Source organism: Streptococcus mitis (assembly GCF_023109105.1).
GTDB lineage: Bacteria > Bacillota > Bacilli > Lactobacillales > Streptococcaceae > Streptococcus > Streptococcus mitis_BW.
In genome coordinates, this window is sequence record NZ_JALDTZ010000010.1 from 54661 (window position 1) to 74443 (window position 19783).

General features: G+C 42.7%; 19 protein-coding genes and 1 riboswitch. Of the genes, 6 read left to right on the forward strand and 13 right to left on the reverse strand.

Annotation, left to right across the window (positions count from 1 at the left end; all coding sequences use genetic code 11):
* The 7 genes from fabG to M1F37_RS06920 form a co-directional block, all read right to left on the reverse strand.
* Entirely contained in the window at window positions 1–732 is a 732-nt protein-coding gene (gene fabG, locus M1F37_RS06890) for a 3-oxoacyl-[acyl-carrier-protein] reductase (protein WP_247935252.1), read from the reverse strand.
* Between the two features lie 40 nt (window positions 733–772).
* Window positions 773–1696, reverse strand: a complete 924-nt coding sequence (gene fabD / locus M1F37_RS06895) for an ACP S-malonyltransferase (protein WP_247935253.1) — start codon at window positions 1694–1696, stop codon at window positions 773–775.
* Window positions 1689–2663, reverse strand: a complete 975-nt coding sequence (gene fabK / locus M1F37_RS06900) for an enoyl-[acyl-carrier-protein] reductase FabK (protein ID WP_033684213.1) — start codon at window positions 2661–2663, stop codon at window positions 1689–1691. The genes fabD and fabK overlap by 8 nt, the downstream gene beginning before the upstream one ends.
* A 116-nt stretch (window positions 2664–2779) precedes the next feature.
* On the reverse strand, window positions 2780–3004 hold the full coding sequence (locus tag M1F37_RS06905; RefSeq protein ID WP_000257838.1) for an acyl carrier protein: 225 nt from the start codon (window positions 3002–3004) through the stop codon (window positions 2780–2782).
* A 58-nt stretch (window positions 3005–3062) separates the two neighbouring features.
* Window positions 3063–4037, reverse strand: coding sequence for a beta-ketoacyl-ACP synthase III (locus M1F37_RS06910; RefSeq protein ID WP_247935254.1), 975 nt, complete (start codon window positions 4035–4037; stop codon window positions 3063–3065).
* A complete protein-coding gene (locus tag M1F37_RS06915; protein WP_247935255.1) occupies window positions 4037–4471 on the reverse strand; it encodes a MarR family winged helix-turn-helix transcriptional regulator in 435 nt (144 codons plus the stop codon). Before M1F37_RS06915 ends, M1F37_RS06910 begins: the two co-directional genes overlap by 1 nt.
* Before the next feature lie 93 nt (window positions 4472–4564).
* Window positions 4565–5350: an enoyl-CoA hydratase gene (locus M1F37_RS06920; protein ID WP_247935256.1), complete on the reverse strand. Its 786-nt coding sequence runs from the start codon at window positions 5348–5350 to the stop codon at window positions 4565–4567.
* A gap of 360 nt (window positions 5351–5710) precedes the next feature.
* Here M1F37_RS06920 and M1F37_RS06925 point away from each other — a divergent pair, with 360 nt between their 5' ends.
* From M1F37_RS06925 to serS, 3 genes are all read left to right on the forward strand, one after another.
* The gene (locus M1F37_RS06925) at window positions 5711–7075 is read left to right on the forward strand and encodes an aspartate kinase (RefSeq protein WP_247935257.1); all 1365 of its coding nucleotides are present in this window, start codon (window positions 5711–5713) and stop codon (window positions 7073–7075) included.
* A gap of 2 nt (window positions 7076–7077) precedes the next feature.
* Entirely contained in the window at window positions 7078–7449 is a 372-nt protein-coding gene (locus tag M1F37_RS06930) for a DUF956 family protein (RefSeq protein ID WP_000079349.1), read from the forward strand.
* Between the two features lie 215 nt (window positions 7450–7664).
* Window positions 7665–8939, forward strand: coding sequence for a serine--tRNA ligase (serS, locus tag M1F37_RS06935; RefSeq protein WP_247935258.1), 1275 nt, complete (start codon window positions 7665–7667; stop codon window positions 8937–8939).
* A 24-nt stretch (window positions 8940–8963) separates the two neighbouring features.
* Here serS and M1F37_RS06940 read toward each other — a convergent pair whose 3' ends face one another.
* The 6 genes from M1F37_RS06940 to zapA all read right to left on the reverse strand — a co-directional run bounded on the left by M1F37_RS06940 (window position 8964) and on the right by zapA (window position 15608).
* The gene (locus tag M1F37_RS06940) at window positions 8964–9863 is read right to left on the reverse strand and encodes a TDT family transporter (RefSeq protein WP_247935259.1); all 900 of its coding nucleotides are present in this window, start codon (window positions 9861–9863) and stop codon (window positions 8964–8966) included.
* Window positions 9864–9975: 112 nt separating this feature from the next.
* Complete coding sequence (locus M1F37_RS06945; RefSeq protein WP_247935266.1) at window positions 9976–10524, reverse strand: carboxymuconolactone decarboxylase family protein; 549 nt, start codon at window positions 10522–10524, stop codon at window positions 9976–9978.
* A 132-nt stretch (window positions 10525–10656) separates the two neighbouring features.
* Entirely contained in the window at window positions 10657–11979 is a 1323-nt protein-coding gene (locus M1F37_RS06950) for an alanine/glycine:cation symporter family protein (RefSeq protein WP_247935260.1), read from the reverse strand.
* A 90-nt stretch (window positions 11980–12069) separates the two neighbouring features.
* A riboswitch (glycine riboswitch) is annotated at window positions 12070–12158 on the reverse strand.
* 163 nt (window positions 12159–12321) lie between these two features.
* The gene (locus tag M1F37_RS06955; protein WP_247935261.1) at window positions 12322–14658 is read right to left on the reverse strand and encodes an endonuclease MutS2; all 2337 of its coding nucleotides are present in this window, start codon (window positions 14656–14658) and stop codon (window positions 12322–12324) included.
* Window positions 14659–14760: 102 nt separating this feature from the next.
* On the reverse strand, window positions 14761–15309 hold the full coding sequence (locus M1F37_RS06960; protein ID WP_247935262.1) for a CvpA family protein: 549 nt from the start codon (window positions 15307–15309) through the stop codon (window positions 14761–14763).
* The gene (gene zapA, locus M1F37_RS06965; protein WP_000002019.1) at window positions 15306–15608 is read right to left on the reverse strand and encodes a cell division protein ZapA; all 303 of its coding nucleotides are present in this window, start codon (window positions 15606–15608) and stop codon (window positions 15306–15308) included. Before zapA ends, M1F37_RS06960 begins: the two co-directional genes overlap by 4 nt.
* A gap of 86 nt (window positions 15609–15694) precedes the next feature.
* Between zapA and rnhC the strand changes: the two genes are divergently transcribed.
* The 3 genes from rnhC (at window position 15695) to M1F37_RS06980 (ending at window position 19663) form a co-directional block, all read left to right on the forward strand.
* A complete protein-coding gene (rnhC, locus tag M1F37_RS06970; RefSeq protein ID WP_247935263.1) occupies window positions 15695–16576 on the forward strand; it encodes a ribonuclease HIII in 882 nt (293 codons plus the stop codon).
* 3 nt (window positions 16577–16579) lie between these two features.
* A complete protein-coding gene (gene lepB, locus M1F37_RS06975; RefSeq protein WP_004245100.1) occupies window positions 16580–17194 on the forward strand; it encodes a signal peptidase I in 615 nt (204 codons plus the stop codon).
* A 102-nt stretch (window positions 17195–17296) separates the two neighbouring features.
* The gene (locus M1F37_RS06980; RefSeq protein ID WP_247935264.1) at window positions 17297–19663 is read left to right on the forward strand and encodes an ATP-dependent RecD-like DNA helicase; all 2367 of its coding nucleotides are present in this window, start codon (window positions 17297–17299) and stop codon (window positions 19661–19663) included.
* Window positions 19664–19783 lie beyond the last annotated feature (120 nt).

Here is a 19783-nt window from a genome sequence, read left to right on the forward strand (position 1 = left end):
CTACATACTTAAGCCACCATCAATGGCAACCACTTGACCAGTTAGATAATCTTGGCCTGCTAAAAATACTGTTAAATCTGCAACCTGCTCTGCCTGCCCAAATGCTTTCATAGGAATTTGCGCCAGCATGGCATCTTTCACCTTGTCTGATAAAACAGCTGTCATATCGGACTCAATCATTCCAGGTGCAATAGCATTAACTCTGATATTGCGATTGGCCACTTCACGGGCCACAGACTTGGTAAAACCAATCAAACCAGCCTTAGAAGCAGCATAGTTAGCTTGACCGATATTTCCCATCAAACCAACAACACTAGACATATTAATGATAGCACCTTCTCTAGCTTTTATCATCGGCTTCAAGACTGATTGTGTCATGTTAAAGGCACCAGTCAGGTTAACCTTGAGAACTTTTTCAAAGTCTGCTTCTGTCATCTTGAGCATAAGGGTATCTTGGGTAATCCCTGCATTGTTGACCAAAACATCAACTGAACCCATCTCTGCAATAGCTTGATCAACCATACGCTTAGCGTCTGCAAAGTCTGACACATCTCCTGAAATGGGAACCACTTTGACACCATAGTTTGAAAACTCAGCTAGCAAGTCCTCTGAGATTGCCCCACGACTGTTTAAGACAATGTTGGCTCCTGCTTGAGCAAACTTGTGGGCGATAGCAAGACCAATTCCACGACTCGAACCGGTAATAAAGATATTTTTATTTTTTAGTTGCATTCTGTTCTCCTGTTTCCTTTTATATTTATGGGAGAAGGGATTACTCGTTTTCTAACAAGGCTTCCAAGCTAGCCTGATCTTCAACATTGGCTAGTTTAGCTGTCTTATCAATTTTTTTGACAAAGCCTGACAAAACTTTCCCCGGTCCAATCTCGATAAAGTTGGTGATGCCTGCTTCTTGCATGGCCCCAATGCTTTCATAGAAACGAACTGGCTCCTTGACCTGACGCGTCAAGAGTTGAGCAATGTCTTCTTTTTGCATAATTGCAGCCTCTGTATTGCCGACTAGGGGGCAAGTAAAATCTGAAAAACTTACTTGAGCTAGAGTTTCAGCTAGTTTCTGGCTAGCAGGCTCAAGGAGAGCGGTATGAAAAGGCCCTGACACCTTGAGAGGAATCAAGCGTTTGGCACCTGCTTCTTGCAAGAGTTCAACAGCTCGATCAACTGCAGTCACTTCTCCACCAATCACGATTTGTGCAGGTGTATTATAGTTGGCTGGAGTAACCACTCCAAGTTCAGAAGCTTTTTGACAAGCTTCTTCAATAATCTCTACTGGCGTATTGAGAACAGCCACCATCTTACCAGAGCCAGCAGGAGCCGCTTCTTCCATATAGGCTCCACGCTTAGCAACCAAGGCAACCGCATCTTCAAAATCCAAGGCGCCACTGGCCACCAAGGCAGAGTATTCCCCAAGAGACAAACCAGCAACCATATCAGGCTGATATCCCTTTTCTTGCAATAAACGATAAATAGCAACTGAAGTCGCTAAAATAGCTGGTTGCGTATAGCGGGTCTGATTGAGTTTTTCTTCTTCCCTATCAATGAGATGACGCAAATCATAACCGAGTACCTGACTCGCTTGATCAATCGTTTCTTTGACAATAGGGTAGTGATCATATAGATCACGGCCCATACCTAGATACTGGGCACCTTGGCCAGCAAATAAAAAGGCTGTTTTAGTCATTTCTTACAACTCCTGCCCAACGAGAGGCTTCTTCTTGAATTTTCTTAGCTGCTCCGTAATACAAATCTTTTAGGATTTCTTCAACGGTTTCTTCTTTGGAAACAAGGCCTGCAATTTGACCTGCCATAACAGATCCACCATCCACATCTCCGTGAACAACCGCTTTGGCTAGAGCACCTGCTCCCATTTGCTCAAAAATTTCCAAATCTGGATTTTCTTGTTTAAAGGCATCTTTTTCAGCTTGTTCAAAATCACGAGTCAATTGATTTTTGATAGCACGAACTGCGTGTCCAAAATGTTGTGCTGAAATTGTTGTATCAATATCACGAGCTTTTAAAATTTTAGCCTTATAGTTTGGATGAGCGTTTGATTCTTTAGCAACTACGAAACGAGTTCCTACTTGCACAGCTTCTGCACCAAGCATAAATCCAGCTGCTGCTCCCTCACCGTCTGCAATACCACCTGCAGCGATAACAGGAATTGAAACAGCCGCTGCAACTTGACGAACCAAGGTCATGGTTGTTAATTTACCAATGTGACCACCAGCTTCCATTCCTTCTGCAATAACGGCATCCGCACCGATTTTTTCCATGCGTTTAGCTAGGGCAACACTTGGTACAACTGGAATAACCGTAATACCAGCAGCATGAAATCGTTCCATGTATTTACTTGGATTTCCTGCGCCTGTTGTGACCACCTTAACACCTTCCTCGATAACGAGGTCTACAATATCTTCCACAAAGGGAGACAAGAGCATGATGTTGACACCAAAGGGTTTATCAGTCAATGATTTGATTTTATCAATATTTGCCTTGACAACTTCTTTTGGGGCATTCCCCCCACCGATAATGCCTAGTCCTCCAGCCTTGGAAACAGCCCCTGCCAAATCACCATCAGCAACCCAGGCCATCCCTCCTTGAAAAATAGGATAATCAATGTTCAATAATTCTGTAATACGCGTTTTCATAGTGCCTCCATCGTTTCTTGCTTACGTAATAGTTCGATATCGTCATAATTTGACAATCAAACTATTGCCTAAACAAGAGGGAGCGGGTTTCCCTACTCCTTCTATCCATATTCTGTTTATTTTGTTTGCTCTTCAACGTAGGCAACCAAGTCACCAACTGTTTTCAAGTCATCTTCTGCTTCGATTTGGATATCAAAAGCATCTTCAATTTCTGAGATTACTTGGAACAAGTCCAATGAATCTGCATCCAAATCATCAAAAGTTGATTCAAGTGTTACTTCTGATGCATCTTTTCCAAGTTCTTCAACGATAATTTCTTGTACTTTTTCAAATACTGCCATGATAGGACTCCTTTAAAATAAATAGTTTTTTATAACAATGTGTTCACCACATGATTACCTAAATTGTAAGAATGAGTGTGCCCCAGGTCAAGCCTCCACCGAAGCCTGATAGCAGAACAGTCTGGCTTCCATCTAAACGGATGAGACCTTGTTCTACACACTCTGAAAGTAAAATCGGGATACTGGCTGCACTGGTGTTCCCATATTCCATCATATTGGCTGGAAGTTTAGCTCGGTCGACACCGATTTTTCTAGCCATTTTATCCAAGATACGGTCATTAGCCTGATGAAGTAGCAGATAATCCAAGTCTGTCGCCTCTATAGGAGATTCAGCAATAGTCTGTTTGATAGACTTAGCAACATCTCGAATAGCAAAATCAAAGACTGCGCGTCCATCCATCTTCAAAAATGAATCTGCATTTTCTTGATTTGAAAATGGAGAATTCAAGCCTGAATATCCATACGTCAGACATTCACTACGACTTCCATCGCTATTGAGGCTCTCAGCCAAGAAATGCTCTTGCTCGCTAGCTTCTAGCAAGACACCACCAGCACCATCTCCAAACAAAACAGCTGTAGATCGGTCTGACCAATCGACTGCTTTAGAGAGGGTTTCACTACCAATCACCAAGCCTTTTTGAAAGCGACCAGAAGCGATAAACTTTTCAGCAGTTGAAAGAGCAAATACAAATCCACTGCAAGCAGCTGTTAGGTCAAAAGCAAAAGCTTTTCTTGCACCAATATTGGCTTGGACACGAGCAGCTGTAGAGGGCATCATCGAATCTGGAGTAATGGTAGCTAGGATGATAAAATCCAACTCCTCTCCTGAAATTTCAGCTTTTGCCATCAGTTTCTTAGCAACCTCTGTAGCCAAATCACTAGTAGATTCTGTTCTTGAGATATGCCTTTGTCGTATTCCCGTCCGACTTGAAATCCACTCATCATTGGTATCCATAATCTGAGCCAAATCATGATTTGTAACCACTTGCTCTGGCACATAATGAGCAACCTGGCTTATTTTTGCAAAAGCCATTATTTCAAATCCTCCAAAAATTGGTAAAGATTAGTCAAACCTTTGCTCATAACAGCAATTTCTTCCTCGCTCATGTCATCAATGATTTTTTCAACCATGGCCTTGTGGAAGCGTTTATGTAGCCTATGAACCAAGCGACCTTTCTTTGTCAAATGCAGATGCACCACACGTCGATCATGCTCTGAACGAATGCGTTCAATGTAACCCTTGCGTTCGAGATTATTCAAACTAGTCGTCACTGTCCCAAGAGTCACCATCAACTCTTTTGACACTTGACTTGGTGTCACATCTGGAACTTTTCCAATCACATCAATCGTATGCATTTCTTTGATGGAGATATCCTTGAAACGACTACCTCTCAAGCTAACTTCCTCGATAACGAGGACATTGTTAAATATAGATGTTAAATATTCATTAATTCGTTGGTAGTCCAATCTTTCCTTCCCTCCTTTTCAAAAAAACTTTTAGAATCAAAACATTTGACAAGAGAATTATATCAAACTTCAAAGAATGGTGCAAGTATTTTTTTATTTTCCTGTAAATTTAGGTCTTCTTCTCTCTGAATGAGCCCGAACTCCCTCTTTGAAATCCTCTGTTTGCGCTAGTGATTCCTGTAGGTTCAGTTCTAAAGCGGCATAATCTTGCCAATCTTTAAATTGGCTCTCCCAAACTAACTTCTTAATGGCAGCATAAGAATTAGCTGAGCCACGTCTTAATTTTTTAAGAAGCTGTTCTCTGGTTTTTTCTAACTTATCAGCTTCAGAAATACGGTAAACCACACCCCACTCTAGAGCTTTTTCTGCGGTTAAAGCCTCTCCTGTCATGGCTAGTTGAGTAGCACGCGTCACACCGATACTTCGACTCAAGAGATGAATTCCTCCTGCATCTGGCGCCAAACCAACTCCAACAAAGGCTTGGATAAATTTAGCCTTATCAGTCGCTAAACAGAAATCTGCGGCAACAGCCATATTAGCTGCAGCACCTGCAACAGCCCCATCTACCTCCATTAAAACAGGTTTGGCTATTTGTTTAATTTTATACGAAATAGTATTGACCAATTCTGCGATTTTCGTTAATGATGGAATATCATCCTCATCCACTGCCCGCTTCATCTCTACTAAATCTCCCCCAACTGAAAAGACTTTGCCATTCGCATTGATCAAGACAAAATGCACAGTTGGATTCTCTTCTGCCAAAGTCAGAGCATCTAAAATCTCCTCACACATAGGAATGTGGAAACCGTTAGCGACATCAGGACGGTTTAAAGTAATAATTGCCAAATCCTCTTCAATCTGATAAATAATATGTTCCATCTGGACTCCTTTTTGTTTGATAAGCAGTTTATACTCTTCGAAAATCTCTTCAAACCACGTCAGCTTCGCCTTGCCGTATATATGTTACTGACTTCGTCAGTTCTATCCACAACCTCAAAACCGTGTTTTGAGCAACTTACGGCTAGCTTCCTAGTTTGCTCTTTGATTTTCATTGAGCATTAAATTATTTTATTTTCAAAGTATATCTTTTTTAGGAGTGGAAAGCAAGAAAAAATCGACTGAAAGTGTCTCAGCCGATTAGAAAAGCTCGCTTTATCCTAGAAAGCATCTTATTTTCTTCATTGAAAAAAGCCTTCCTTTCTGCTATAATCGTATAAAATACTTACTTTAGGAGTTCTTATGAAGGTTGTTAAATTTGGAGGTAGTTCTCTTGCCTCTGCTAGTCAATTAGAAAAAGTTTTAAACATCGTAAAAAGCGATTCAGAGCGTCGTTTTGTAGTCGTTTCTGCGCCTGGTAAACGCAATGCTGAAGATACTAAGGTTACGGATGCCTTGATTAAATACTACCGTGATTATGTTGCTGGTAACGATATTAGCAAGAGCCAAAACTGGATTATCAACCGCTATGCTGCTATGGTTAGTGAATTGGGACTGAAACCAGCTGTGCTAGACAAAATTTCAAAAAGCATTCGCGCCTTGGCCAGTCTTCCTATCGAAGAAAATGAATTTCTCTACGATACTTTCCTAGCAGCCGGTGAAAATAACAATGCCAAATTGATTGCTGCATATTTTAACCAAAACGGTATCGATGCACGCTATGTTCACCCTAGAGAAGCTGGGATTGTGGTAACAAGTGAACCGGGCAACGCTCGCATCGTGCCATCAAGTTATGACAAGATTGAAGAATTGACAAATACAAATGAAGTCCTTGTCATTCCTGGTTTCTTTGGAGTTACTAAAGAGAATCAAATCTGTACTTTCTCACGTGGAGGTTCAGACATTACAGGTTCTATCATTGCTGCAGGTGTAAAAGCCGACCTCTATGAAAACTTTACAGACGTTGATGGTATCTTTGCAGCTCACCCTGGTATTATCCATCAACCACACTCAATCCCTGAGTTGACCTACCGTGAAATGCGTGAGTTGGCCTATGCAGGATTCTCAGTCCTTCATGACGAAGCCCTTCTTCCTGCCTACCGTGGAAAAATTCCTCTGGTTATCAAGAATACCAACAACCCTGACCATCCAGGTACTCGTATCGTTCTAAAACATAGTAGTGATGAATTCCCAGTTGTGGGAATTGCTGGTGACTCAGGCTTTGTCAGCATCAACATGTCGAAATACCTCATGAACCGCGAGGTCGGATTTGGTCGCAAGGTTCTGCAAATCCTTGAAGACCTTAACATCGGTTGGGAACATATGCCAACAGGTATCGACGATCTTTCTATCATTCTCCGTTCTCGTGAACTAACTCCTATCAAGGAAGAAGAAATCCTTCGTCAGTTGGTTCAAAAGGCTGAGGTAGACCATGCAGAAATTGAACACGACCTTTCTATCATTATGATTGTTGGAGAAAAAATGAAGAGTCATATCGGAGTAACTGCTACTGCGACACGAGCTCTATCTGAAAACAAGATCAACATCCAGATGATGTCTCAAGGTTCTAGTGAAGTTTCTATCATGTTTGTTGTCAATAAAGACCAAGAAAAAGCAGCAATCAAAGCCCTCTACAATGCCTTTTTCGGTGAAAGTAAGGAAGACTAATCATGGCCCAATCACTTAATAAAACAGTGCTCCTCAATACCACAGGAACTTCCTACCTCTCTATAGCTGGGAAAGTTGGGAAATTCCTTGTCGGAGATCAGGCTCTGGAATTTTACCCAGATGTTAATGTCGAACAATTTATCCAGATTCCTTGGAGCCATATCAATCAGATTGGAGCCAATGTCACTGGTCGCAAAATCAGTCGCCACTTCGAAGTTTTTACAGATCGAGGAAAATTCCTCTTTGCGTCAAAAGATTCAGGTGCCATTCTCAAAATTGCACGCGAAAAATTGGGCAATGACAAGGTCGTCAAGCTTCCGACCCTGATTCAGACCATTGGTCAAAAATTTAAAAATCTATTTGCAAAAAAATAGAAAGTTTAGTATAATCATAGAAACGGATAAGTAGGTTATTCCCTTCTTTCAGAAAGTCTGCGGGTGCTGCGAGCAGATAGAGGAGTTAATTGAAATTCTACCGTTGTTTTAAATCAAATACACAATCAAGTGCACATCTGTGAAGTTGGATGGAACCGTGGCTCTGCCACTCCAACGCTTTGTCAGGTGTGCTTTTTTCATATAAAGGAGGACTTATGTTAGATATCAAACGAATTCGTACAGACTTTGAAGCTGTCGCTGAAAAATTGGCTACACGAGGTGTAGACGCTGCTATCTTAAATGAGATGAAAGAAATCGATGCTAAACGTCGTGACATCTTAGTCAAGGTTGAAACCCTCAAGGCAGAGCGTAACACAGTTTCTGCTGAGATTGCCCAAGCTAAGCGCAATAAAGAAAATGCAGATGACAAGATTGCTGCCATGCAAAATCTATCTGCTGAGGTTAAAGCCTTGGATGCCGAATTGGCTGAAATCGATGCTAAATTGACAGAATTTACCACTACTCTTCCAAACATCCCAGCTGACAGCGTTCCTGTTGGGGCTGACGAAGACGACAATGTGGAAGTTCGCCGTTGGGGTACTCCACGCGAATTTGACTTCGAACCAAAAGCCCACTGGGATCTTGGTGAAGACCTTGGTATTCTTGACTGGGAACGCGGTGGTAAGGTAACAGGAGCTCGCTTCCTCTTCTATAAAGGTCTCGGTGCTCGTTTGGAACGTGCCATCTACAACTTTATGTTGGATGAACATGGAAAAGAAGGCTATACTGAAGTCATCACGCCTTACATGGTTAACCATGATTCAATGTTTGGTACTGGTCAATATCCAAAATTCAAGGAAGATACTTTTGAATTGAGCGACAGCAATTACGTCCTTATTCCTACAGCTGAAGTTCCTCTAACAAACTACTACCGTGATGAAATCCTGGACGGTAAAGACCTGCCAATCTACTTCACTGCTATGAGTCCATCATTCCGTTCTGAGGCTGGTTCAGCTGGTCGTGATACTCGTGGCTTGATTCGCTTGCACCAATTCCACAAGGTTGAAATGGTTAAATTTGCCAAACCAGAAGAGTCATACGAAGAATTGGAAAAGATGACAGCCAACGCTGAAAACATCCTTCAAAAACTCAACTTGCCATACCGTGTAGTTGCTCTTTCTACAGGAGACATGGGCTTCTCAGCTGCCAAGACTTACGACTTGGAGGTTTGGATCCCAGCACAAAATACCTACCGTGAAATCTCAAGCTGTTCAAATACAGAAGATTTCCAAGCACGTCGTGCCCAAATCCGTTATCGTGACGAAGCAGATGGTAAGGTTAAACTTCTCCACACCTTGAACGGTTCTGGACTTGCTGTTGGACGTACCGTTGCTGCTATTCTTGAAAACTATCAAAACGAAGATGGTTCTGTTACTATTCCTGAAGTCCTTCGTCCATACATGGGTGGAGCTGAAGTTATCAAACCATAAAAAATAAGGTTTAGCTATTTCTAGCTAGACCTTTTTTCGTAACCAAATCAGATAAGTACCTAAAACAAAGAATAAAATAGTTAGGCATATAACGGTTTCAGCCAGTACCAGATAATCCAAGAATGGAAGTTTCAAGATCCCCTGAGCCATCTTGAGCGAAGTAGCTGTGATAATGGTTGGGAAGGTTAAGGCTGAAAAAGCTGGTTGAAAGCCTTGTTTTAAAATATTGGGCAGGCGAGTCAAAACAAAGAAAAAGAAGGATTGAGACGCCAAAATCATGGCAATCAAGAGCCAAGTCGGTAGGCTGGCTCCTCCAACTCGAACTAGGGAAGCCAAGAGTAGAGAGAAAGGAGCACAATAGATTCCTTCCTGTCCAAGCATAGCTACAGGGAGTGGATGTTTCTTTAAATCACTATAAATAAGGGGATAAAGATAGAAGGTAAGGAGAAAACCAAAACTCAAGGTTGCATAGGCAATCTCGATAATGCCTACCAGAGGATAGGTCAAGGCTGCCACAGCTATCCCCACATAGAGCACCGTCCAGCTAGGAGTTGCATTGACCCTCCGACCCGGACAGGCAAATTTGATGGTGAAAGTAGCAATCAAGGCCAAATCCAAGAGAAATGAAAACCACCAGAGCCCCTGCGCTAGCAAAGGAAGATTAGGGAAGATGCGAAAGACATAAGTCGATAAAATCATCCCAGCCATGGGAAAGGTCGCCATTCCTGATAAAAGAGGAGGCTTGGTCAATTCTTGCTTGGTTTCCTTCCAACTAAGTAAATGCAGAATTAGAAAGTAAATCCACAAAATCAAACCTGTCAGACTAAACAGATGGGACAGAACTGGCAACGTATCTAAAATAAGATTTCCAGCTCCTGCCAAACCTAGCAAACAACCAGAAAATACCAAGGGGAGTTTTTTCATCCTAACCTCCAATAATCATGTTAGTTTCAGTATAGCATAAAAGCGCTTAAATGAGGGGATAAAAAAAACGAAGTCCGATTATTTCAGACTTCATTTTTTACTCAGATATGAATTAAGCATAAGGTTGCAATTCTGGGTTAATTGGTGTATTGGCTAGGTTATTGGCATAGTTACAGAGACTTGCTAGGCTGACACCAAGAACCACATCCAAGGCATTTTGTTGAGTGTAGCCAGCTTCTAGAAACTCAGCCAAGGCTTCATCTCCTACACGACCCTTGGTATTGATAACCGCCAAGGTAAACTTAGCGAGGGTGTCTAATCTAGGATCTGTTTCAATTGGAGTGCGATTGCGAAGAGCTTGCAGAAGGTCATCGTTCATCTGGATTTGTTTAATTGAAAAGGCTGTGTGACCTGCGACGCAGAAGGCACAACCATTGGTCACAGCTGCCGTGATTTGCACTACTTCGCGCTCAACGGGTGTCAGGCTGTTGCGACGGTTGATAGCACCGACTGTACGGTAAGCCTCTAAAGCAGTCGGTGCATTAGCCAAGAGACCGATTAGGTTGGGAATATAGCCATTGTTATCTTTTTCTACTGTTTCAAGAACTTCTTTCACTTCTGCTGGTGCTGATTCTACTGTATGGATTGTAAATGTTGTCATCATAAAACCTCTTTTCATTTTGTTGAAATCTAGTCTATCACAGATTCTATACCGTGTATAATATATATTTTAAATTGCACCGATAGAAATTTTTTATGAAAGAAAGAAAATCACACGCGATGTGTGATTCCATTATTTATTAAAATACTTTTTAGTTTCAGCAATAACGACTGGTGATAAAACTAAGAGGGCAATCAAGTTTGGCAGAGCCATCAATGCATTGACAATATCCGCGATAATCCAAACCATATCCAACTCGATAAATCCTCCCAACAAGACCATGAGTACAAAGACCACACGGTAGAGCCAGATAAAGCGAACCCCAAAGAGAAACTCAAAACAACGTTCCCCGTAATAGTTCCAACCTAGAATCGTTGTAAAGGCAAAGAGCACAAGGAAGATGGTCAAGAGGGCAGGTCCAAAGTGTGAAAAGACTGTTGAGAAGGCTGACTGAGTCAAGGCAACCCCATTTAAATCGCCACTCCAAACACCAGTTACCAAGATGGTCAAACCAGTTAGAGTACAAATGATGAGGGTATCAATAAAGGTCCCTGTCATGGAAATCAAACCTTGCTCTACTGGTTCATTTGTCTTAGCCGCAGCAGCTGCAATGGGAGCAGAACCCAGACCAGATTCGTTTGAGAAGACACCACGCGCCACACCATTTTGGATAGCCATCCGAATGCTAGCACCAGCAAATCCACCTACCGCAGCAACCGGACTAAAAGCGGATGTCAAGATTAAAGCGATTGTAGCAGGGAGTTTTCCAATATTAAAGATAATAACTGTAAGTGTTCCCAAAATATAAATGATAGCCATAAAAGGAACAACAGTAGTTGAAACCTTAGAAATAGACTTGAGCCCGCCAAAAACAGCAATTGCTACAAAGATAGACAACACGAGAGCCGTGATAGCTGGCGAAATAGTCGTTGTATTTTGGATAGATTCTGTAATCGAGTTGACTTGGGTGAAGGTTCCGATTCCCAACAAAGCTACTAGAACACCTGCCAGGGCAAAGAAGATGGCAAGTGGTCGCCACTTTTCTCCCATCCCTAGAAGGATATAGTGCATGGGACCTCCTGCAACAGCACCGTTATCGTCTTTAGTTCTGTATTTAATAGCTAATAAACCTTCCGCATACTTGGTTGCCATTCCAAAGAAAGCAGCCATCCACATCCAAAAGAGGGCCCCTGGGCCACCGACCTTGATAGCCGTCGCCACCCCGATAATATTTCCCGTACCAACTGTCGCTGCTAGGGCTGTACACAAGGCCGCAAAACTGGATACATCCCCATGCCCCTTATCCTTGATAAAAATAAGCTGGAAGGCCTTGGGCAGACGCAAAACCTGCAAGAGTCCTAGCCGGGCAGTTAGGTAAATCCCTGTTCCGACCAATAAAATCAAGAGTGGAGGCCCCCAAGCAAAAGCATCAATTGATTTAAGCAATTCTAACATTTTCTTCTCCTATCTTTTCAACCCCAAAAGAAAGAGCACATGCAAGATACATGTACTCTGGAATGCTTAGATAAATGCTAAAAAGCGGTCTATCCTAGCTCTGTCCTTTTACCTGAGAGTTTGAGCAGTTACCTGCCTTGCCCCTTCGGTGCCTTTACGGTCTCTCCAGAGTTCCGTCCATTTACAGTCATGGAAAATCAAACGATTTCCCACTTCTATTAAACTTCATTCGGTGTTGGTATTTAATTGATTCTTATTTTACAAAAAATGTTGGCTTTTGTCAATGTTTTAATTAGTAAAAATTAGTTCAGCAGTTTTTACTTTATAAAGTCCGAAATACTGCTATCCTTTAAAAGTGACAATGGTTGCACCACTGCCTCCAGCATTTTGCGGGGCATAGCCGAAACTCTTGACATGTTTGTTTCTTTGCAAGTATTTGGTGACACCTTCACGGATGACACCTGTTCCGATACCATGGATGATATCAACTTGAGCCATATTGTTAAGCAAGGCTTGGTCGATGAAAGCATCTAGCTCATTCATAGCTTCTTCATAGCGTTTACCTCGAAGGTCCAGTCTGGCTTGTGGACCACGACCAGAAGTTCGTTTCACGACATTGACTTGTTTCTTCTTGACCTGTTTTTCTTGCTGAGCTTGAACGAGGTCAAATTCTTTTTCTTCCAAGGTCATCTTGATTAAACCGACTTGGGCTTCCCAGCGTCCGTCCTTGAGTTGACTGGTCAAGGTACCACACTGTCCATAACTGAGAACAACGATATCATCTCCCACCTTTGGAGCACGTTTTTTCTTGGCCTTTTGAAGAACCTTATTTTTAGACAAATCTACTTTTTCAGGAGCCAATTTTTTCAACTTGGCCTTGGCTTCAATGATTTCATGGGGTTTAAGTTGCGATTTACTGTGGAGATTTTTGAGAATCTGGTCACTTTCACTGAGGGCCATGTCTACAATCTCAGCAGCCTGTTCACGCGCCTTATTAAGCTCGGTTTCCTTTTCACGATTGAGTTCGTTGTAAAGTTTTTTGAGAACACGATTCATCTTGAGATTTTCTTGCTCCACCTCACGAATATTATCCAAACGTTTACGGCTTTCCAGCGTCTGCTCTTCCAGTTGCTCAATAATCCGATTGACATCATTGTCCTGATCGACCTGCTGGCTGGCATCCCCTACGATAACTTCAGATAGACCTAGACGTTTAGCAATTTCAAAGGCATTACTTCGGCCAGGCACACCCTGCATAAAGCGATAGGTCGGGCGAAGAGTTGCAGTATCAAACTCCATGCTGGCGTTTTGCACAAAGGCTGTCTCAATACCGTAGGCCTTGAGTTCTGGATAGTGGGTGGTCGCCATGGTCTTGACTTGACGCAGGCGAAGGTCCTCCAGAATAGCCATGGCAAGGGCGGCTCCCTCTTGAGGATCTGTACCAGCCCCCAACTCATCCAAAAGTAAGAGTGAATGCTGGTTGACCTTGCCAAGAATATCCACGATATTGGTCATGTGGCTAGAGAAGGTCGACAAGCTCTGCTCAATAGACTGCTCATCGCCAATATCAGCAAAGATTTCTTCAAAAATACCCACACGACTTCCCTTGTCTGCTAAAATCGGCAAACCAGACTGGGCCATAACCTGCGTCAAGCCCAGGGTTTTGAGCATGATGGTCTTCCCACCTGTATTGGGACCTGTAATGACAATAGCTGTTAAATCTTGACCAAAATGGACATCATTTGCGACGGCATTTTTGACCAAAGGATGGCAGACATGAAGCAGTTGAATCTCTTGATTTTCTGACAGCTTAGGAACGACTGCTTGCCTTTCTTGGATGAAGCGGACCTTGGCACGAATAAAGTCCAGATGGCCGATAATCCAAGCATCATTAGCAATCTCAGCCGCATGAGGGCGGACACGCTCCGAGATTTCTTGGAGAATGCGAAGCATTTCATAACGCTCATCTGCTCGCAAACTGGCAATTTCTTCGCTCAGTTTGACCACCTCACGGGGTTCGATATAGACGGTATTTCCACTAGCAGAAATATCATGAACGACACCTGCAATCTTATTGCGGTAGGTATTTTTGACTGGTAAAACCTGACGGCCATTTCTACTGGCAACGATCCCTTCCGTCAACATCTGTGCTTTTTGCTTGAGCAGGTCTTGTAAAACATCGCGTACCTGACTCTCGCTATCATGGATTTTTCGACGGATGCGCGCTAGTTCTTCACTGGCAAAATTTTCAATGAAACCTGCATCATTAAAGGCTTGGAGATTTCCTTGTAATTGCGGAAAATCATGTAATTTCTCAAACCAAAGAGCTAATTCTTCCAAGCTGACATTTTCCAGATTGGCATAAAAACTTTGCAGTTCTCGGCTAGCAAGAAGCACACGCTTCAAGAGTAGGAACTCCTCGATATTGAGGTCTGCCCCCATCTCCAACCGCTTGCAGAGTCCTGAGATTTCCTTAGTTGCGAGAATGGTAAAATGCGGTTGCTCAACAAAAAGAGCCTGCATTTCCTTCATCTCAGCAAAAGCCTGTTTGATTTTATCTGCTTTAGCAGTTGGAGCCAGCTGTCTTAGTTGCTCCAAGCCCTGCTCTGTCAACAAATGGGGTTCAAACAAGGCCTTGACCTTATTGAACTCTAATGTTTCTAATATTTTCTTGTTCATCTTTATTTCCTTGTCTTTGAATGTCTAGGTGTGATAGCTTTTTACATTCTGATAGATTCGAGTCAATCTGTAAACAAAGGGCTAGGAAAATTCCTGCCCTTTTTATCCGATTAAATTTGTCACCCAGATTTGTTTGAGCCAACTAGTTGTTACTGGTATGCTCTGGATGACGTGTTTTGCGACGATACTCTTTTCAAGAGGATTTTGTATAGCTGCCATGGGGATGGTCGCTAGTATTGTCAAGACCATTTGTAAGACAAATAAGGTCACCAACATGGACAAGATGCCTGCTGAAACTTGGAACAACTTACCACCCAGTTTTTTACTAGGAATCAAGTGTAAGAGGAGACCAAGCAAACGACCGATGCTATAGACAATCCCAAATACAAGCAAGTAGCCAATACCTGCGTAAAAGACCTTATCCAACTGAAAAAGTTGATCCGATGGGAAGAAGAAAGTTCCCTGACCTTCCTGCGGATTTGCATAAGGGAGCAATAAATGGAACTGCTCTCCAAGACCCTTATAAAACTGGCCAGCCATAAAAGCCGATGCCATAGCTGAAATCAGGTAATAAACCTGTAAGAGCAGACCTCGCCGATAGCCGATATAAAATCCCCAAGCCAAGACCAATAGAAGAAGGAGTGAAATCATAAGGAATCCTCAATCTTGCTCTGTTCTTGCTTGCAAGTCACAAGCTTGTGGCGGAGCTCTTCTAATTCTTGCTCCTTATCATCAAATTCAATCTCACGACTGAGCTGAGTTGACAAACAGTTAACTGCCAACAAAAGGGCGATGGTTTCATCATCTGCACTAGGCATTTGTTCTTTAATTGCTTGATATTTTTCTGTCGCAACCTTAGCGATTTCCTCCATAAAGAGATTGTCATGTTCGCTTGTCAAAGTTAATGATTTTTTCCCGAATGTAAATTTGAATCGATTTAGATTTGCCATAAAATTCACCTCACGATATTATACCAAAATTCGCTAACTTTGTCAGTTTTTACAAATTTGCCTGCTTTTATGGTACAATAGAAACTATGGCAAGTATCACACTCACACCAAGCGAAAAGGAGATTCAGGCTTTTCTTGAACACTACCAAACCAGTCTGGCTCCCAGTAAAAATCCCTATATCCGCTACTTTTTGCGACTACCTCAAGCAACAGTTTCTATCTATACTTCTGGAAAGGTCTTGCTTCAGGGTGAAGGGGCTGAGAAATACGCTAGTTTCTTTGGCTATCAGGTTCTAGAGAAAACCAGCGGACAAAATCTTCCTTTGATTGGGACAGATGAGGTGGGAAATGGTTCCTACTTTGGTGGGCTTGCAGTTGTGGCTTCCTTTGTCACACCTGACCAGCATGACTTCTTGCGAAAACTCGGTGTGGGGGATTCCAAGAATCTGACCGACCAAAAAATCCGTCAGATTGCCCCTATCCTCAAGGAAAAAATTCAGCACCAAGCACTGCTTCTCTCACCCAGCAAGTACAACGAGGTTATCGGAGACCGCTACAACGCTGTTTCTGTTAAGGTTGCCCTCCATAATCAGGCTATCTACCTCCTTCTTCAAAAAGGTGTTCAGCCTGAGAAAATTGTGATTGATGCCTTTACCAGTGCTAAAAATTATGACAAGTACTTGGCACAAGAGGCCAATCGTTTCAGCAATCCTATCAGCTTAGAAGAAAAGGCTGAAGGCAAATACTTGGCTGTCGCAGTTTCTTCCATCATTGCGCGTGATTTCTTTCTGGAAAATCTTGAAAATCTGGGACGAGAACTAGGCTATCAACTTCCAAGCGGAGCTGGAACGGCTTCTGATAAGTTGGCTAGCCAGATTTTACAAGCCTATGGTATGCAGGGACTTAACTTCTGCGCCAAACTGCACTTTAAAAATACTGAAAAAGCGAAAAAACGCTTAGAAAGGTAAGTTATGAATTCATTTAAAAATTTCCTAAAAGAGTGGGGATTATTCCTCCTGATTCTGTCATTACTAGCTTTGAGCCGTATCTTTTTTTGGAGTAATGTCCGCGTAGAAGGACATTCCATGGATCCAACTCTAGCGGATGGCGAAATCCTCTTTGTTGTCAAACACCTCCCTATTGACCGTTTTGATATCGTGGTGGCCCATGAGGAAGATGGCAATAAGGACATTGTCAAACGCGTGATCGGAATGCCTGGCGATACTATCCGTTACGAAAACGATAAACTTTACATCAATGACAAAGAAACAGATGAACCTTATCTAGCTGACTACATCAAACGTTTCAAGGATGATAAACTTCAAAGCACATACTCAGGCAAGGGATTTGAGGGAAATAAAGGCACTTTCTTTAGAAGTATTGCTGAAAAAGCCCAAGCCTTCACAGTTGATGTCAACTACAATACCAACTTTAGCTTTACTGTCCCAGAAGGAGAGTACCTTCTCCTCGGAGATGACCGCTTGGTTTCGAGTGACAGCCGCCACGTAGGTACCTTCAAAGCAAAAGATATCACAGGAGAAGCTAAATTCCGCTTCTGGCCAATCACCCGTATCGGAACATTTTAAGAAACCTAAGAGGCCGAGAATCAAGAATCTCAGCCTCTTCTTCTATCGTGAGAAGATGGTTATTCACTACCCAACTCTCACCTATTCATGCAAAGGAATTTTATGGAAGTTTATTTTTCAGGAACCATTGAACGGATTATTTTTGAAAATCCCAGCAATTTTTATCGCATCCTCCTCCTAGAAATCGACGATACGGACGCAGAAGATTTTGATGATTTTGAAATCATTGTCACGGGCACTATGGCTGACGTGATTGAGGGAGAAGACTATACTTTTTGGGGACAAATTGTCCAGCACTCCAAGTACGGGGAACAACTTCAAATCAGCCGATATGAACGAGCAAAACCAACTAGCAAGGGGCTGGTCAAATACTTTTCAAGTAGCCATTTCAAGGGGATTGGTCTCAAGACAGCTCAGAAAATTGTGGATACCTATGGCGACAATACCATTGACGAGATTTTGCAACACCCAGAAAAGCTAGAAGGCATCGCAGGACTCTCTGCCAAAAATCGCGAGGCGTTCGTCTCCACTCTTCGTCTCAACTACGGAACGGAGATGGTCTTGGCCAAACTAGCCAACTATGGTATTCCCAACAAACTAGCCTTTCAGATTCAAGACTTCTACAAGGAAGAAACTCTTGATGTGGTTGAAAATTATCCCTACCAGCTGGTTGAGGATATCAAGGGTTTGGGCTTTACTATTGCTGACCAATTAGCCGAGGAACTAGGCATCGAAAGTCAGGCTCCTGAGCGCTTCCGTGCCGGTCTAGTTCACAGTCTTTTTCAGGCTTGTATGGAAACAGGGGACACCTATGTTGAAGCACGGGATTTGCTGGAACAAACCCTTACTCTCCTTGAGTCTTCCCGCCCCGTGGAACTGGATCCCAGCCAAATAGCCCAAGAACTCTCCCACCTGATTGAAGAAGATAAGGTTCAGCAGATTGATACCAAAATCTTTGATAATAGCCTCTTTTTCGCTGAGGAAGGCATCCGTAGTCACTTGGTTCGTATCCTTGAAAAAGGAAGACAAAAGAGCCAAGATTTGGAAACCATTCAAAAACATATCACTACTGTCGAGGAAGAACTGGGTATTAAGTATGATAGCATTCAAAAACAAGCTATCTGTGATGCTATCCAGAATAAGGTCTTTATCCTGACAGGTGGCCCTGGTACTGGGAAGACAACTGTTATCAATGGGATTATCGCTGTTTATGCCCTTTTAGAAGGACTTGATCTCAAGAAAAAAAGCAACCTGCCCATTCTTCTGGCTGCTCCAACTGGACGAGCAGCTCGGCGCATGAATGAATTGACAGGTTTACCTAGCGCTACCATACACCGCCACTTGGGAATGACAGGGGACGATGATACCAGTCATCTGGAAGATTATCTGGATGCCGACTTTATCATCGTGGATGAATTTTCTATGGTGGATACTTGGCTGGCCAATCAACTCTTCTCCAACATCTCTTCTAACAGTAAGATCCTCATCGTGGGTGACAGCGACCAGCTACCGTCTGTCAGCCCTGGACAAGTTCTAGCGGACCTGCTTCATATTCCCTTGATTCCTCAGACTCGCTTGGAAAAAATTTATCGACAAAGCGAAGAATCAACCATCGTCACCCTAGCTAGTCAGATTCGACAGGGTATCTTGCCAGCTGATTTCACTCAGAAAAAAGCAGACCGTTCCTACTTTGAAATTGCTAGTGGCCATATTCCTGCTACGATTGAGAAAATATTAGGTGCTGCCCTCAGGAGTGGTATCCCTGCCCGTGATATCCAAGTTCTGGCTCCTATGTACCGAGGGACGGCAGGGATTGATGCTATCAACCAGCTCATGCAAGACCTGCTCAATCCACCACAAAAAGACCAACTCAGTTTTGAAGCTCCCCAGTGCCACTATCGTAAGGGAGACAAGGTCATTCATTTGGTCAACGATGCTGAAATCAATGTCTTTAATGGGGATCTAGGAGCTATCACAGACCTGATTCCGAGTAAATATACCGAGTCAAAGCAAGACGAGATTGTCATTGATTTTGATGGCAATGAGGTCTCTTACCCGCGTAACGAATGGTACAAGATTCGCTTGGCCTATGCCATGAGTATCCATAAGTCCCAGGGAAGTGAGTTCCCTGTTGTCATCCTACCTATCACCAGTGCTAGTAGGCGTATGCTGGAGCGGAATCTCATCTATACAGCCATTACACGCGCCAAAAGCAAACTCATCTTACTAGGCGAATTACAGGCTTTCGACTATGCTACCCAGCACATCGGAACTGCCCGAAAAACCTATCTGATTGAACGATTCAGCGATTTAATTGAAAATGTTGAAGAAAAGCAACCAGCTATCTCCGAAACTGCCACATCAAGTGACTCTGATCAATCCTACATCCTAACCGAAGAAAACTGGGATAGCATCCCAGCCATGATTGGGATTACAGACGCAGATCTCAAAGAGATTTTTGGAAAATAGTGCACAAGAAAACCCACCAATTCAGGTGGGATTTTTGTTTATGAGGCTCTATAATATTTGTAGTGGGTAAATCCCCTATAGATATTATGGAGCCTATTTTTGTGTAGAAAAAAAGTCCCA

Excerpts from the sequence above, each read along its gene's own strand:
- fabG (WP_247935252.1), bottom strand. The coding sequence starts at position 732 with ATGCAACTAAAAAATAAAAATATCTTTATTACCGGTTCGAGTCGTGGA.
- fabD (WP_247935253.1), bottom strand. The coding sequence starts at position 1,696 with ATGACTAAAACAGCCTTTTTATTTGCTGGCCAAGGTGCCCAGTATCTA.
- fabK (WP_033684213.1), bottom strand. The coding sequence starts at position 2,663 with ATGAAAACGCGTATTACAGAATTATTGAACATTGATTATCCTATTTTT.
- M1F37_RS06905 (WP_000257838.1), bottom strand. The coding sequence starts at position 3,004 with ATGGCAGTATTTGAAAAAGTACAAGAAATTATCGTTGAAGAACTTGGA.
- M1F37_RS06910 (WP_247935254.1), bottom strand. The coding sequence starts at position 4,037 with ATGGCTTTTGCAAAAATAAGCCAGGTTGCTCATTATGTGCCAGAGCAA.
- M1F37_RS06920 (WP_247935256.1), bottom strand. The coding sequence starts at position 5,350 with ATGGAACATATTATTTATCAGATTGAAGAGGATTTGGCAATTATTACT.
- M1F37_RS06925 (WP_247935257.1), top strand. The coding sequence starts at position 5,711 with ATGAAGGTTGTTAAATTTGGAGGTAGTTCTCTTGCCTCTGCTAGTCAA.
- M1F37_RS06930 (WP_000079349.1), top strand. The coding sequence starts at position 7,078 with ATGGCCCAATCACTTAATAAAACAGTGCTCCTCAATACCACAGGAACT.
- serS (WP_247935258.1), top strand. The coding sequence starts at position 7,665 with ATGTTAGATATCAAACGAATTCGTACAGACTTTGAAGCTGTCGCTGAA.
- M1F37_RS06940 (WP_247935259.1), bottom strand. The coding sequence starts at position 9,863 with ATGAAAAAACTCCCCTTGGTATTTTCTGGTTGTTTGCTAGGTTTGGCA.
- M1F37_RS06945 (WP_247935266.1), bottom strand. The coding sequence starts at position 10,524 with ATGACAACATTTACAATCCATACAGTAGAATCAGCACCAGCAGAAGTG.
- M1F37_RS06950 (WP_247935260.1), bottom strand. The coding sequence starts at position 11,979 with ATGTTAGAATTGCTTAAATCAATTGATGCTTTTGCTTGGGGGCCTCCA.
- M1F37_RS06955 (WP_247935261.1), bottom strand. The coding sequence starts at position 14,658 with ATGAACAAGAAAATATTAGAAACATTAGAGTTCAATAAGGTCAAGGCC.
- M1F37_RS06960 (WP_247935262.1), bottom strand. The coding sequence starts at position 15,309 with ATGATTTCACTCCTTCTTCTATTGGTCTTGGCTTGGGGATTTTATATC.
- zapA (WP_000002019.1), bottom strand. The coding sequence starts at position 15,608 with ATGGCAAATCTAAATCGATTCAAATTTACATTCGGGAAAAAATCATTA.
- rnhC (WP_247935263.1), top strand. The coding sequence starts at position 15,695 with ATGGCAAGTATCACACTCACACCAAGCGAAAAGGAGATTCAGGCTTTT.
- lepB (WP_004245100.1), top strand. The coding sequence starts at position 16,580 with ATGAATTCATTTAAAAATTTCCTAAAAGAGTGGGGATTATTCCTCCTG.
- M1F37_RS06980 (WP_247935264.1), top strand. The coding sequence starts at position 17,297 with ATGGAAGTTTATTTTTCAGGAACCATTGAACGGATTATTTTTGAAAAT.